Source organism: Ferruginivarius sediminum (assembly GCF_003344765.1).
Classification (GTDB): Bacteria; Pseudomonadota; Alphaproteobacteria; order Kiloniellales; family Rhodovibrionaceae; genus Ferruginivarius; species Ferruginivarius sediminum.
The window spans coordinates 111,101-124,860 of record NZ_QPMH01000007.1; the positions used below are offsets into that span (position 1 = coordinate 111,101).

14 protein-coding genes are annotated in these 13,760 nt (G+C 64.9%); 4 read left to right on the top strand and 10 right to left on the bottom strand.

The annotated features are described in order from the left end of the window. Positions 1-63 precede the first annotated feature (63 nt). Positions 64-888, bottom strand: coding sequence for a cytochrome c biogenesis protein CcsA (gene ccsA, locus DRB17_RS09675; RefSeq protein ID WP_241503794.1), 825 nt, complete (start codon positions 886-888; stop codon positions 64-66). Between the two features lie 87 nt (positions 889-975). Between ccsA and DRB17_RS09680 the strand changes: the two genes are divergently transcribed. From DRB17_RS09680 to DRB17_RS09695, 4 genes are read left to right on the top strand one after another with little or no spacing between them, the layout of a single operon-like run. Then, positions 976-2,145: a bifunctional 2-C-methyl-D-erythritol 4-phosphate cytidylyltransferase/2-C-methyl-D-erythritol 2,4-cyclodiphosphate synthase gene (locus tag DRB17_RS09680; RefSeq protein WP_114581997.1), complete on the top strand. Its 1,170-nt coding sequence runs from the start codon at positions 976-978 to the stop codon at positions 2,143-2,145. Next, positions 2,142-2,621 (top strand): phosphatidylglycerophosphatase A family protein, encoded by a 480-nt coding sequence (locus DRB17_RS09685; RefSeq protein WP_241503795.1) that lies wholly within the window; start codon positions 2,142-2,144, stop codon positions 2,619-2,621. The genes DRB17_RS09680 and DRB17_RS09685 overlap by 4 nt, the downstream gene beginning before the upstream one ends. Continuing rightward, positions 2,618-3,109, top strand: a complete 492-nt coding sequence (locus DRB17_RS09690) for a CinA family protein (protein WP_338322693.1) — start codon at positions 2,618-2,620, stop codon at positions 3,107-3,109. Before DRB17_RS09685 ends, DRB17_RS09690 begins: the two co-directional genes overlap by 4 nt. A 45-nt stretch (positions 3,110-3,154) precedes the next feature. After that, on the top strand, positions 3,155-3,868 hold the full coding sequence (locus DRB17_RS09695) for a CPBP family intramembrane glutamic endopeptidase (protein ID WP_161958773.1): 714 nt from the start codon (positions 3,155-3,157) through the stop codon (positions 3,866-3,868). A gap of 20 nt (positions 3,869-3,888) precedes the next feature. Here DRB17_RS09695 and DRB17_RS09700 read toward each other — a convergent pair whose 3' ends face one another. The 9 genes from DRB17_RS09700 to kdsA all read right to left on the bottom strand — a co-directional run bounded on the left by DRB17_RS09700 (position 3,889) and on the right by kdsA (position 13,748). Then, positions 3,889-4,356, bottom strand: a complete 468-nt coding sequence (locus DRB17_RS09700; RefSeq protein ID WP_114582001.1) for a type II toxin-antitoxin system RatA family toxin — start codon at positions 4,354-4,356, stop codon at positions 3,889-3,891. A gap of 23 nt (positions 4,357-4,379) precedes the next feature. After that, a complete protein-coding gene (gene lipA / locus DRB17_RS09705; RefSeq protein WP_114582002.1) occupies positions 4,380-5,333 on the bottom strand; it encodes a lipoyl synthase in 954 nt (317 codons plus the stop codon). Positions 5,334-5,354: 21 nt separating this feature from the next. After that, the gene (gene lpdA, locus DRB17_RS09710) at positions 5,355-6,758 is read right to left on the bottom strand and encodes a dihydrolipoyl dehydrogenase (protein ID WP_114582003.1); all 1,404 of its coding nucleotides are present in this window, start codon (positions 6,756-6,758) and stop codon (positions 5,355-5,357) included. A gap of 33 nt (positions 6,759-6,791) precedes the next feature. Further along, positions 6,792-8,186 carry a pyruvate dehydrogenase complex dihydrolipoamide acetyltransferase gene (locus DRB17_RS09715; RefSeq protein ID WP_114582004.1) on the bottom strand — a complete coding sequence of 465 codons (1,395 nt, stop codon included), beginning with the start codon at positions 8,184-8,186 and terminating at the stop codon, positions 6,792-6,794. A 31-nt stretch (positions 8,187-8,217) separates the two neighbouring features. After that, positions 8,218-9,684, bottom strand: coding sequence for a pyruvate dehydrogenase complex E1 component subunit beta (locus DRB17_RS09720; protein WP_114582005.1), 1,467 nt, complete (start codon positions 9,682-9,684; stop codon positions 8,218-8,220). 78 nt (positions 9,685-9,762) lie between these two features. Continuing rightward, positions 9,763-10,845 (bottom strand): pyruvate dehydrogenase (acetyl-transferring) E1 component subunit alpha, encoded by a 1,083-nt coding sequence (gene pdhA, locus DRB17_RS09725; RefSeq protein ID WP_114582006.1) that lies wholly within the window; start codon positions 10,843-10,845, stop codon positions 9,763-9,765. A gap of 214 nt (positions 10,846-11,059) precedes the next feature. Next, complete coding sequence (locus DRB17_RS09730; protein WP_241503796.1) at positions 11,060-11,392, bottom strand: FtsB family cell division protein; 333 nt, start codon at positions 11,390-11,392, stop codon at positions 11,060-11,062. A 134-nt stretch (positions 11,393-11,526) separates the two neighbouring features. Next, positions 11,527-12,804: a phosphopyruvate hydratase gene (gene eno, locus DRB17_RS09735; protein ID WP_114582007.1), complete on the bottom strand. Its 1,278-nt coding sequence runs from the start codon at positions 12,802-12,804 to the stop codon at positions 11,527-11,529. Positions 12,805-12,890: 86 nt separating this feature from the next. Then, positions 12,891-13,748, bottom strand: coding sequence for a 3-deoxy-8-phosphooctulonate synthase (gene kdsA, locus DRB17_RS09740; RefSeq protein ID WP_114582008.1), 858 nt, complete (start codon positions 13,746-13,748; stop codon positions 12,891-12,893). Positions 13,749-13,760 lie beyond the last annotated feature (12 nt).

The following is a 13,760-nucleotide window of genomic DNA, read 5'->3' on the forward strand; positions in this document are numbered from 1 at the left end:
AAAACAGGCGATGTTGTAGCCGCTTCCATGGCGGGCCGCAAGGCTTCCGCCCGTTCCGGCGACTCAGGCCAGAAGCACGTCCGTGACGAACTTCACGCCCGGATAGCCGAGCGTCAACAGCAGGTAGGCCACCAGCACCAGCCGCGCCACCGACCGGCCGCGCATACCCGTGCGGTGATGCAGGACCAGCAGGCCCAGGATCACGGCGAATGCCAGGATGGACAGCAAGGGCTTGTGCTCGAAGTGGATCGGCATGCCGGTCGCGAAATACTCCACCACCATGCCGGACAAAATATCAATGCCGAGGACCAGTCCGGCGGCGGCCAGCAAACGCACTTGCAGAAATTCGGCATCGGCCACGGCCGGCAACACGGCAGTCAGGCGGGTCGGCCGCTTCCGCTTCAATGCGCGTTCCTGCAGGAAAACCGCCGCCCCGGCGACGGCGGCGACGGTCGCGAAGGCATAGGTCAGCACCGACAGTACGATATGCGCCAGGAGCCAGCCACCGACGTTCATCGCCATCGGCGGGCGCATGTGGGCCGGCGCGTGCGCCCAGATCACCGCGATCAGGCTGAGTAAGGCGAGGTACGGCAGCAACAGTGGCGTCAGCCGCCACGCTTCGCGTGTTATCACGCACAGCAGAAGGAACAGCCCGACGCTTGCGGTCACCGACACCCACAGCGTGGCCGACAACCCGCTATGCCACTGCCCGGCAAGCTGCGAGCCCACGTATGCCGAGGGGCCGAGCAGGGCGACCAGGAGCAGTGCCCAGAACGCCATGTTCGCTCGCTCCGCCGTTCGCCGGAACGGCAGCAGCGCAGCGGGAACCTGGGCGGCGATTGCGGCGAGACCGATCAGCAGCTTATCCATGACCCTGGTCGTATACATCACCTCTTGGCCGCCGCGATAGAGCGCACTAACCTCGCGCGGCGTCGCACCGCGGACGTTCTTCGGGAAGCAAGGGAGCAAGTGAACTTGAGCCAGGTGGTCGCGCTCGTCGTTGCGGCGGGCCGGGGCAGCCGCTTCGGCGCCGACCGGCCGAAGCAATACGTCAGCCTGGCGGGCCGGGCCGTGCTGCGCCACGCGGCCGAGGCGCTCGCCGCGCATCCAGGCATCGATGCGGTGCGCACCGTTGTTCATCCCGAGGATGGCGAAGCCTACGCGGCGGCCACGCGCGGCCTCGACCTTCTGCCGCCGGTGCATGGTGGCGCGACACGTCAGGACTCGGTGCGCCTCGGCCTGGAGAGTCTGGCGGACATCGATCCGGCGAAGGTGCTCATTCACGATGGTGCGCGGCCGTTCGTCGATGCCGCGCTGGTCGACCGCGTCCTGGCCGCCCTGGACGAGGCGGACGGCGCCATTCCGGCCATCGCCGTCAGCGACACCCTGAAGCGAGTCGAGGCCGGCCGGATCGTGGAAACCGTGGCGCGCGACGGCCTGTGGCGGGCGCAAACGCCACAGGGATTCGTTTTCCACGCCATACTGGACGCCCACGAACAGGCCTCCGTGGACGGCGGCTATAGCGACGACGCGGCCATTGCCGAGCGCGCGGGACTGCCCGTCGCCATCGTGCAGGGATCGGCGGAGAACATGAAGGTGACCACGCAGGACGATCTCACGCGCGCCGAAAGATGGCTCGCCGGCGGTATGGAGATAAGGACCGGCCAGGGCTTCGACGTGCATCGCTTCGCCGAGGACCGCGAGGGTCCAGTCATGCTGTGCGGGGTATCCGTTCCGCACGACCGCGCGCTGGCGGGCCATTCCGACGCCGACGTCGGCCTGCATGTCCTGGTGGACGCGATCCTGGGTGCTTTGGCGCAAGGCGACATCGGCAGCCACTTCCCTCCCTCGGATGAACAGTGGAAGGGCGCCGACTCCGCCGTCTTCGTCCGCCACGTCCGAGACCTTGTTGCGGGATGCGGGGCACGCATCCTGAATGTGGACATCACGCTGATCTGCGAGCGCCCGAAGATCGGCCCGCATCGTGCCGAGATGGCGGCCCGGATCGCGGAACTGCTGGGCATCGACGCCGGACGGGTGAGCGTCAAGGGAACCACGACGGAAGGCCTGGGCTTCACCGGCCGGCGAGAGGGCATCGCCGCACAGGCCATCGCGACACTTCAGGTTCCACGGAGCGCGGCGTGAGCGCAGAACGCCCGCCCGCCCTTTCCCCTCTCGGCCTCTCCGCCACATGGTTTGGCACTGGGCTGCTGCCGTGGATGCCCGGCACCTGGGGCTCGCTCGCGTCGCTGCCGGTGGCCGCGGCGCTGCAATGGGCCGGGGGCGCATGGGCGCTGATGCTGGGGACGCTGGTCGTCCTCGCCGTCGGCACTGTGGTGGCCGAGGCCTATGCCCGACAAAGCGGCATGAAAGATCCCTCCGTCATCGTCATCGACGAGGTCGTGGGACAATGGGCAACGCTTGTGCCGCTGGGGTTCGAGCCTTTGAGCTACCTTGTCGGCTTCGTCGGGTTCCGGCTGTTCGATACGACGAAGCCCTGGCCGATCCGCAGGTTCGAGAAGTTGTCCGGCGGCTGGGGCATCATGGTGGACGACCTGCTCGCCGCCGGTTATGCCGGTATCATCGGCTATGCAATCCTGAACCTCGCGGGGCAGGTATGATGTTTTCCAGTGAGTTACTTGAAAAAGCCGAAGTGTTGCTTGAAGCCTATCGCAAGAAGGGCTGGATGCTCGCGACGGCGGAAAGCTGCACCGGCGGCTTGATTTCGGGATGCCTGACCGAGATCGCAGGCTCGTCCGATGTGGTCGAGCGTGGCTTCGTCACCTACACCAATACAGCGAAGATGGAAATGCTCGGCGTCGCCTCTGCCACGTTGGAGCGCGTGGGCGCTGTCAGCGGCGAGGTTGCGGAGGAGATGGCGGCGGGCGCACTCGCGCATTCGCCGGTACAGGCGACCCTCTCCGCCACCGGCATCGCCGGACCGGGCGGCGGCAGCGCGGACAAGCCGGTCGGGCTGGTCTATTTCGGTATGGCGACACAGCAGGGATTGCGCAGCCACGAGCGCCACGTGCTTTCCGGCAATCGTAGCGAAGTCCGGCGGCAAAGCGTCTCAATTGCCCTCGACCTGCTGCTCGACGCGACGCGATAGTCGTTACCGCTGATGGCAAACTCCCAGTCCCCGCAGCCTCGTCACTTGCCGCTGACAGCCAGCGATCTTCTGCTGATCCTGATCCTTGGCCTGGGCAGCGCGAGATTTCTGCTGCCCGCCATCGCCGCAATGTTTGATCTGCGTGCGCTGGTTGCCGGAGATCACCGCGTCAGCGTCGTGATGACGATGCTGGCGCTTCAGACACTGCTGCTGCTCTTCGTCGTCTACCTCGTCGCCGTGCGCTGGCGCGGGGTGACATGGCAGGAACTTGGCCTTGTGCCGTTGCCGCGCATCTGGGGCGGCCGTGCGGTGGCCATCGCCATGCTGAGCTTTCCGCTGATGGGCGCGGTGTCTTGGGTGCAACAGCAGATCGTCCGCGAGGAGTTCCGCAACCCGCAGCTTACCGCGATGGCGCCGTCGGAGTTTTCATGGGCCGCCTATCTCGGCACGCTGGCCGTGGCCGGCCTGCTGGCACCGCTGGTCGAAGAGATCGTCTTTCGCGGGCTACTCTACCGTTGGATCCGGGAGCGTTACGGCTTCGTCGTCGGCGTCATCGGCAGCGCGCTCGCTTTTTCCCTCCTGCATGGCATCGCCGGGCTTATCCCGGCTATCGCGCTGCTGGGCGCCATCCTTGCCTGGACGTATGAGCGGGCGCAGTCGATATGGGCGCCGGTAATCCTGCACGGCACCTACAACGCCGTGGTGACGACCGTACTCTATGCTGCACTTGCGCAGGGCATCAAGCCGCCCGGGATGTAAGCAAGGAAGACGCCTAGCGCCTACGCCTGACTGCCGGCGGCGGACGCCTTCGGACTTGTTCCGTAAAGTTCGTCGGCCCGGTGCTCGAAGGCCCGCACCATGCGCTTTACCGCCTCGTTGAACAGCGGCTCCATCATGCGCTGCAGGAAGCGGGTGCGGAATTCGAAATCGACGTAGAAATCGATCAGGCACCCGCCGTTGTCTTCGTAGAAAACCCAATGGTTGTTCAGGTACTTGAACGGACCTTCAAGGTAGGTAACGTCAATGCGCATCCCCTCGCCGTCGAGCTTCACCTGACTGGTGAAGCGTTCGCGGATCATCTTGAAGCCGATCACGAGGTCCGCGACGATCAGGTCGCCACGCTGGCGCCGGATGCGCGCGCCGATGCACCACGGCAGGAATTCCGGGTATTTTTCCACATCGGCGACCAGATCGAACATCTGGTCCGGACTGTGTGGAAGCTTGCGCTGTTCGGCGTGCGTGGGCATGAGAGGTTGATACTCGCGGCCGCTTAGCTGGCCGCCTGCTTCGCTTCGCGTGCCGCGCGCAATCGCTGGAAGTCCTCGCCCGCATGATAGGACGAGCGCGTCAGCGGCGTGGCCGAAACCATCAGGAAGCCCTTGTTGTAGGCCCGCGTCTCGTACTGTTGAAACTCGTCCGGCGTCACGAACTTCTCGATAGGATGGTGCTTGACGGTCGGTTGCAGGTACTGCCCGATTGTCAGGAAGTCGACCCTGGCCGAGCGCAGGTCATCCATCACCTGCAGCACCTCCTGCCGGTCCTCGCCAAGGCCCGCCATCATGCCTGACTTGGTGAACATCGACGGGTCCATGTCCTTCACCCGGTCAAGCAGGCGCAACGAGGCGTAGTAGCGTGCGCCCGGCCGCACCGAAGGATAGAGTCGCGGCACCGTCTCCAGGTTATGGTTGAAGACATCGGGCCTCGCCTCGACAACGACCTCCAAGGCATTGTCTTTGCGAAGGAAATCGGGGGTCAGCACCTCGATCGTGGTGCCGGGCGACGCGTGGCGGATGGCGCGGATCGTCTGCGCGAAATGCGCCGCGCCGCCATCCTCCAGATCGTCGCGGTCGACCGAGGTCACGACGACATGCTCAAGCCCCAGCTTGGCCACCGCGTCGGCGACGCGCTTGGGTTCGAAGATGTCGAGCGCGTCCGGCCGCCCCGTCGCCACATTGCAGAAGCTGCAGGCGCGGGTGCAGGTGTCGCCCATGATCATCATCGTGGCGTGCTTCTTCGCCCAGCACTCCCCGATGTTCGGGCACGCGGCCTCCTCGCACACCGTGTGCAGGCCGTTGTCGCGGATGATCTCGCGGGTTTCGCGATAGCCGGAGGAGACAGGCGCCTTCACCCGGATCCACTTCGGCTTGCGCTGGATCGGATTGTCCGGCTTGTGGGCCTTCTCGGGGTGCCGCACCCGCGGCTTATGCTCGGTTTCGACGGTCATGAGCGGCCTTGTTGTACTACTCTAGAAGTGGATGGCGCGGCCGTAGGCGTCAAGCACGGACTCGTGCATCATCTCGCTCAGCGTCGGGTGCGGGAAGATGGTGTGCATCAGGTCCGTCTCGGTCGTCTCCAGCGTCTGTGCCACCGCGTAGCCCTGGATCAGCTCCGTCACCTCGGCCCCGATCATGTGCGCGCCCAGCAGCTCGCCGGTTTTCTCGTCGAAGATGGTCTTCACCATTCCTTCTGTCTCGCCCAGGGCCAGCGCCTTGCCGTTGCCGCGATAGGGGAAGCGGCCGACCTTGAGCTTGTGGCCTTTCTCTTTCGCTTCCTTCTCGGTCATGCCGACGCTGGCGACTTGCGGGCGGCAGTAGGTGCAGCCGGGCACGCGACTGGTGTCCAAGGGGTGGACGTCGTTCAGCCCGGCGATTTTCTCGACGCAGATCACGCCCTCATGGCTGGCCTTGTGCGCAAGCCAGGGCGGCCCGACGAGATCGCCGATGGCGTAGACGTTCGGCTCGCCCGTGCGCAACCATTCGTCCACCACGATATGGCTCTTTTCGACCTTTATGTTCGTGCTGTCGAGGCCAATGTTCTCGACGTTGCCGACGATACCGACAGCGAGGACGATGTTGTCGACCTGGATTTCCTCGGTCTTGCCCTTCGCGGTCTCGATCTTCGCCGTGGCGCCGTTCTTGTTGGTCTTGACGCCCGTGACCTTGGCACCCGTGTGGATCTTCATTCCCTTCTTCTCGAAAGACTTCTTCGCGAAGTCGGAGATCTCCTCGTCCTCGGCCGGAAGGATGCGGTCCACCACCTCCGCAACCGTCACATCGACGCCCATGTCGCTATAGAAGGACGCGAATTCCATGCCGATGGCGCCCGAGCCGATGACCAATAGCTTTTTCGGCATGGCCTTCGGCACCATCGCTTCCTTGTAGGTCCAGATGACCTTGCCGTCCGGCTCGACGTTGGGCAGCGCCCGGGCCCGCGCGCCGGTCGCCAGGATGATGTGCTTGGCCTGGACGTCGGCGACCTTCTTGCCGTCCTTCTCCACCGCGACCTTGCCCTTGCCGGCGAGCTTGCCGTGCCCATCGATGACGTCGACCTTGTTCTTCTTCAAGAGGTGCGTGACGCCCTGGGTAAGGGTCTTCGCCGTATCTCGGCTGTACTTCACCACCTTGGAAACGTCGAAGGACACGTCCTTGGCGGTAAAGCCGAACTTGTCCAGTTCCGAGAGGATGTGGTTGACCTCCGACACGCGCAGCAGCGCCTTGGTCGGGATACAACCCCAGTTCAGGCAGATGCCGCCCAGATGCTCGCGCTCCACTACGGCGGTCTTGAAGCCAAGTTGGCTGGCGCGGATCGCGGCGACGTAGCCGCCCGGACCGCCGCCGACGACGGCGATGTCATAGCTGTTCTCGGCCATCGGGCTCTCCGCTTTAGAGCAGCATTGTCATGTTTAGAGCAGCATTGTGAGCGGGTCTTCGACCAGCTTCTTGAAGGCGGCCAGGAAGTCCGCGCCGATTGCGCCGTCCACCACCCGGTGATCGACCGACAGCGAGGCCGTCATCATGGTCGCGACGGAAAGCGCGCCGTCCTTGACGACGGGGCGCTGCTCGCTCTTGCCCACGGCGAGGATGCAAGCTTGCGGCGGGTTGATGATCGCCTCGAACTGGCTGATGCCAAACATGCCGAGGTTGGAGAGCGAAAAGGTACCGCCCTGATACTCCTCCGGCTTCAGCTTGCCGTCGCGTGCGCGCTTGGCAAGGTCCTTCATCTCCCGGCTGATTTGCGCCAGACCCTTGGTTTCCGCCTTCTTGACAATGGGCGTGATGAGCCCGCTTTCAATCGCCACGGCAACCGAGACGTCGGCGTGCTCGTACATCAGCGCGGTATTGCCGTTGTAGGAGGCGTTTGCCGCCGGCACCTTCTTCAGGGCAAGGGCGCAGGCTCGGATGATAAAGTCGTTCACCGACAGCTTGTAGTCATCGCCGCTTGCCTCGGCGCGGGCGTTCAGCTCCTTGCGCACCTTCATCAGCTCGTCCATCTCGACCTCGATGGAGAGGTAGAAGTGCGGCACCGTCTGCTTGGACTCGGTAAGGCGGCGCGCGATCGTCTTGCGCATCGACGACAGCGAGACCTCTTCGTAGGGCATGCCGAACATCTCGGCCTGCTCTTTGGCCGATGGTCCGGCTGCCGGAGCTGCCGCCGCGGGGGCCTTGCCTTCCGCCGCCGCGGGCGCTTCGGTCGGCGCTGGCGCACCCACGCCGCGCTCGATCGCCTGCTCAACATCGGCACGGACGATGCGGCCGTGCGGCCCGCTGCCCTTCAACTGCGTCAGGTCCAGGCCGGCCTGCTTCGCCATGCGCCGGGCCAGGGGCGAAGCAAAGACCCGCTCCCCGCTGGCGTCCTTCGGCGCTGGCGGCGCCGGCGGTGCCTTTTCCAGCATCTGCTGGGTGCCAGCGGCGCCGGAAGACCCCGACGTCGCGGACGACGGCGTGGCGGACTTCGCTTCTTCCGCCTTGGGTGCTGCTTCGGCCGGCTTGGCCTCCCCGTTGCCGGAGGGTGCGGCCGGCGGGGTGGGCGCCTGATCCAGGGCGCTTTCGTCCTCGCCCTCCTGCAGCAGGATGGCGATGGGTTCGTTGACCTTCACGCCTTCGCTGCCCTCGGGAACCAGGATTTTGCCGACGCGGCCCTCGTCCACCGCCTCGACCTCCATCGTCGCCTTGTCGGTCTCGATCTCGGCAAGCACGTCGCCGGAACTCACCTCGTCGCCTTCCTTGACGAGCCACTTCGCGAGGTTGCCCTCGGTCATGGTGGGCGACAGCGCCGGCATCAGAACATTCACGGGCATCGTGTTCGGCTCCCCCTGCGCGAACCCGGCGTCAGGACCGGTAACAAACCTGCTTGGCCGCCTCGAAGACGGCATCGGGCCCCGGAACGGCAAGCTGCTCCAGGTTGGCGGCGTACGGCTGCGGCACGTCCTTCGCACAGACGCGGAGGACGGGCGCATCGAGATAGTCGAAAGCGTATTCCATGCACAGCGCCGCGATTTCCGAGCCGATGCCGGCGAACGGCCAGCCTTCCTCGCAGGACACCACGCGGTTGGTCTTCTTCACCGAGGCGATGAGCGTATCGACGTCGAACGGCCGGATGGTGCGAAGATCGATGACCTCGGCCTCGATACCCTCCTGCTGGGAAAGCTGCTCGGCCGCTTCCAGCGCGCGGTGAACCATGATGGAGTGCGCCACCAGTGTCACGTCGGTTCCCTGCCGGCGCACCTTCGCCTTGCCAATAGGCACCGTCCAGTCGTCGGTGTCCGGCACGTCGAAGCTGTGGCCGTAAAGCAGCTCGTTCTCCAGGAACACGACCGGGTTCGGGTCGCGAATGGCCGACTTGAGCAAGCCCTTGAAGTCTGCGCCGTGATAAGGCGAGACGACCTTGAGCCCGGGCACGTGGGCGTACCAGCTTGCGTATTCCTGGCTGTGCTGGGCGGCAACGCGCGAGGCCGGGCCGTTCGGGCCCCGGAAAACGATCGGGCAATGGATCTGCCCGCCGGACATGTAGAGCTTCTTCGCCGCAGAGTTGATGATCTGGTCGATTGCCTGCATGGCGAAGTTCCAGGTCATGAAATCGACGATCGGCCGCAAACCGTAGAAAGCCGCGCCGACACCAACGCCAGTGAAGCCGTGCTCGGTGATCGGCGTATCGACCACGCGGCGACGCCCGAACTCCTTCAGCATGCCGACGGTGACCTTGTAGGCACCCTCGTAGTCGGCGACCTCCTCGCCCATCAGGAAGACGCGGTCATCGGCACGCATCTCCTCGGCCATGGCGTCGCGCAAGGACTCGCGCACGGTTTCAGTCTTCGTCGCGCCCGTCCACTCCGGCTCTTCCGCCATGGTCGGCGCGAAGGACGTGCGCGGCTCGGCCGCCACGGTCGCGGGGATATTTACGTTCCCCTCGGCGTCGGTCACTGACTTCTCCACCTGCTCGCCCCCCGCCGGTGCGGCCGCGGGCGCCTCGGTCTGCGCCTCCGCCTCCGCGCTTCCAGACGGCGACTGCTGTTCGCCGGCGCCGGCGGCGCCCTCCAGGTCCTCGGCGCTCTCGCCCTCTGCCAGCAGCAGCGCGATTGGTGTGTTCACAGCCACGCCTTCGGTTCCCTCGGGCACCAGGATGCGGCCGAGCGTGCCTTCGTCGACGGCCTCGACCTCCATCGTCGCCTTGTCGGTCTCGATCTCGGCGATCGCATCGCCGGCACTGACACTGTCGCCTTCCTTCTTGAGCCATTTCGCGAGGTTGCCCTCGGTCATGGTGGGCGACAGCGCCGGCATCAGCACTTCTGTGGGCATCCACTCCTCCCCAGAGCAGACAAGCCAGGTTCCATCATCGCACCCGGCGGTTGGCCGGCGGTCGCCAACGCCGAAGCGTCAAACCGGCAGTGTCACGTCGGTGTAAAGTTCGCTTGAATCGGGCTCGGGACTATTCTGGGCAAATTCGGCCGCATCGGAAACAATATCCTTGATCTCGCGGTCGATCTGCTTCAGCTCGTCCTCTGTCACATCGGCATGATTTTCCATGACGTCACGAAGGCGGAGCAGCGGGTCCTTCTCCTGGCGCATCTTCTGCACCTCTTCCTTGGACCTGTACTTCGCCGGGTCCGACATGGAGTGGCCGCGATAACGGTAGGTCAGCATCTCCAGGATGTAGGGGCCTTTGCCGGAGCGCACATGATCCACCGCGCGCTGCGATGCCTCGATCACCGAGAGCACGTGCATGCCGTCCACCTGCTCACCCGGGATGTCATATGCCTGACCACGCATGTAGAGCTCAGTCGTCGCCGAGGCGCGCTCCACGCTGGTGCCCATGCCGTACTTGTTGTTCTCGATGACGTAGAGGACCGGTAGCTTCCACAGCGAAGCCATGTTGAAGCTTTCGTAAACCTGTCCCTGGTTGATCGCGCCATCACCAAGGTAGGTCGGGCAGACCTTGTCTTCCCCGTTGTACTTGATCGCGAAGGCGACGCCGGTGCCGACAGGCACCTGCGCGCCGACGATGCCGTGACCTCCATAAAAGGCCTTCTCGACGCTGAACATATGCATCGAGCCGCCCTTACCCTTGGAATAGCCGTTACGCCGACCCGTCAGCTCGGCCATGACGCCGCGCGCCTCCATCCCGCTGGCGAGCATATGCCCGTGGCAACGGTAGGAGGCGACCACCGGGTCGTCGTCGTTCGTGACGGCCTTCATTCCGACCACGACCGCTTCCTGCCCGATGTAGAGGTGGCAAAAGCCGCCGATGAGGCCCATGCCGTAAAGCTGGCCCGCCTTCTCCTCGAAGCGGCGGATCAGCAGCATGTCACGGTAAAGCTTCAGCAGCCGGTCCTTGGACAGGCCAAGGGTGGGATCGCTTTGCTTGCGCGCGCGACTACTCGTGCGGCGGCTTGTCGAGGTGCCGCTGCGGGACCCGGTTTTGCTGGATGCTGCGCCGGAGCTGCCCTTCTTGGTCGCCATGGCTCCCCCTTATCACGCCGTAGACGGCGCGCGCGTTCAGCGCATTGCCGTGATTGCCGGGGTAGCCTATGGGCAAACACGTCCGATTGCAAGCCGAACGCGACAGCCCTATACTATCCGTAACATGCTGATAAAAAACGAATAAGTAGGTTTTAACTTAGGATTAGTTAAAAGGAGCAAGAGCCCTGCATCTCCATTTGATCCGCCCCCTACCTCAATCGGCGGTGGCAGTATCCTTCGGTTCCTTCAAGAAGATCACGACCTCATTCGGACGCGCGAAATTAAGCACGTGCCGCGCCTGCTCTTCCAGCATGTCGGGGTCGAGGCTGTCCGGGCGCAGAAGCGATACCCGGTGCTCCATTTCCTTACGCTGCGCGGCCAGTTCGCTCTGCACGGCCTTCGCCTGCGCCAGATCCTGCTGCAGACGCAGGTAGGCAAGCAGCCCGCGTTCGCCCTGCACGGCGTGAAAGACGAAATAGCCGACAAGGCAAACCGCAATCACCTGCGGGGCGACCTGACGTGCACGACGGCGAATTTCGCGAACCATGGCCATACCATGAGCGAATCACGCCCGACTCCAACGGTCAACCGAAAAGAGTGAGCGATTCCAGAAATTTGCGCTATGAAACCGATGTTCGCGATTTGGACTCGCCCTACGCTGCGGCGGGTGCCGCCGCACCGCTAACGCTTCAAGACGGCCCGTCCGGCGTAAACCGCGGCGATGTCGAGCTGCTCCTCGATGCGGAGCAGCCGATTGTATTTCGCGAGACGGTCGGAGCGGGACAGCGAGCCTGTCTTGATCTGGCCGCAGTTCGTCGCCACGGCCAGATCGGCGATGGTGGCATCCTCCGTCTCGCCGGAACGGTGCGACATCACCGCGGTGTAGCCAGCCTTGTGCGCCATCTCGACGGCTGCCAGCGACTCGCTGAGGGTGCCGATCTGATTCACTTTCACCAGGATCGAATTCGCGATCCCCCGCTCGATACCCTGGGACAGGCGTTCGGTGTTTGTGACGAAAAGGTCGTCGCCAACGAGTTGCACCTTGCTGCCAACCTTTTCGCTCAGCGTCTTCCAGCCGTCCCAGTCGTCCTCGGCCATGCCGTCCTCGATGGAGACGATGGGATGGGCCTCGCAGAGCTTGGCGAGATAGTCGGCGAAAGCGGCGGCATCCAGGCTTTTTCCCTCGCCCGCCAACTCGTAGTTACCGCCCTTGAAGAACTCGCTGGCCGCGCAGTCCAGCGCCAGGACCACGTCCTCGCCCGGCTTATAGCCGGCCGCCTGGATCGCCTTCTGGATGAAGTGCAGCGTCTCCTCGTTGGAATTCAGCCCCGGCGCGAAGCCGCCCTCATCGCCGACATTGGTATTATGGCCCGCCGACTTGAGCTGTGCCTTCAGGGCGTGGAACACCTCGGCGCCGCAACGAAGGGCGTCGGCGAAGGTGTCGGCGCCGACCGGCATGATCATGAATTCCTGGAAGTCGAGCGCGTTATCCGCATGGGCGCCGCCATTTACGATGTTCATCATCGGCACCGGCAGGGTCCGCGCGGCCGCGCCGCCGACGTAGCGGTAGAACGGCAGCCCCGCTTCCTGTGCCGCGGCCTTGGCGACGGCCAGGCTGACCCCGAGGATCGCATTGGCGCCAAGACGGCCCTTATTGGCGGTGCCGTCCAGGTCGATCAGCATACGGTCGATCTTGACCTGGTCCTCCGCGTCGAAGCCGGCCAGGAGGTCGTGGATCTCGTGGTTCACGGCCAGAACCGCGTCGAGGACACCCTTGCCGTTGTACCGCGCCTTGTCGCCATCGCGACGCTCCACCGCCTCGTGCTGGCCGGTCGAGGCACCCGAGGGCACGGCGGCGCGGCCGAAAGCGCCGCTTTCCAGCGTGACATCGGCCTCAACCGTCGGGTTGCCTCGGGAATCGAGGATTTCGCGGGCGCGGATCTCAACGATGGCGGTCATGCTTCCCCCCGAAGCTGGTGTCCGTGGATCGTGTTGCATTGCGGGATACGACCTTTGGGCCGGCGAGACAACCGCTTTTGCGAACCTCAGCCAATCGAGACGGGATACGCCTTGGCCACCCGGTCGAAGGCAACCAACGTGTCGAGCAATTCGGGCAGCGAGTCGAGGGGCACCATGTTCGGCCCGTCCGACGGCGCGCTGTCCGGATCCTGGTGCGTTTCCATGAAGACAGCCGCCACGCCGACCGCGACGGCGGCCCGGGCCAGGACCGGCACGAACTCCCGCTGGCCACCCGAGGTCGCGCCCTGCCCGCCCGGCTGCTGCACCGAATGGGTGGCGTCGAAGACCAACGGACAGCCGGTTTGCCGTGCCATGATCGGCAGCCCGCGCATGTCTGAGACGAGCGTGTTGTAGCCGAAGGACACACCCCGCTCGCACACCATAACGCGCTCGTTGCCGGTGGAGGCCACCTTTGCCGCGACGTTGCGCATGTCCCAGGGCGCCAGGAACTGTCCCTTCTTAACGTTGACCGCGCGGCCCGTCTCGCCGGCTGCCAAGAGAAGGTCGGTTTGCCGGCAAAGGAACGCGGGAATCTGCAACACGTCCACCGCCTCCGCGACCGGTGCGCATTGCGCCGCCTCGTGCACATCCGTCAGCACGGGACAGCCGTGGGTGTCGCGCACCTCCGCCAGGATCGGCAGGCCCTTGTCCATCCCCAAGCCGCGGGCGCTTGCCGCGCTGGTCCGGTTCGCCTTGTCGAACGAGCTTTTGTAGATCAGGCCAATCCCGCGCTTCGCCGTCACCTCGACCAGCGCCGCCGCCGTTTCCAACGCGTGCGCCCGGCTCTCCAGTGCACAGGGGCCAGCGATCAGCGTCAGCGGAAGATCGTTGCCAAGCGTCAGCCGGCCAATCTGGATATGGCGGGTCCCCGTCTGGGTGCTCACGGTCCTCGTCCC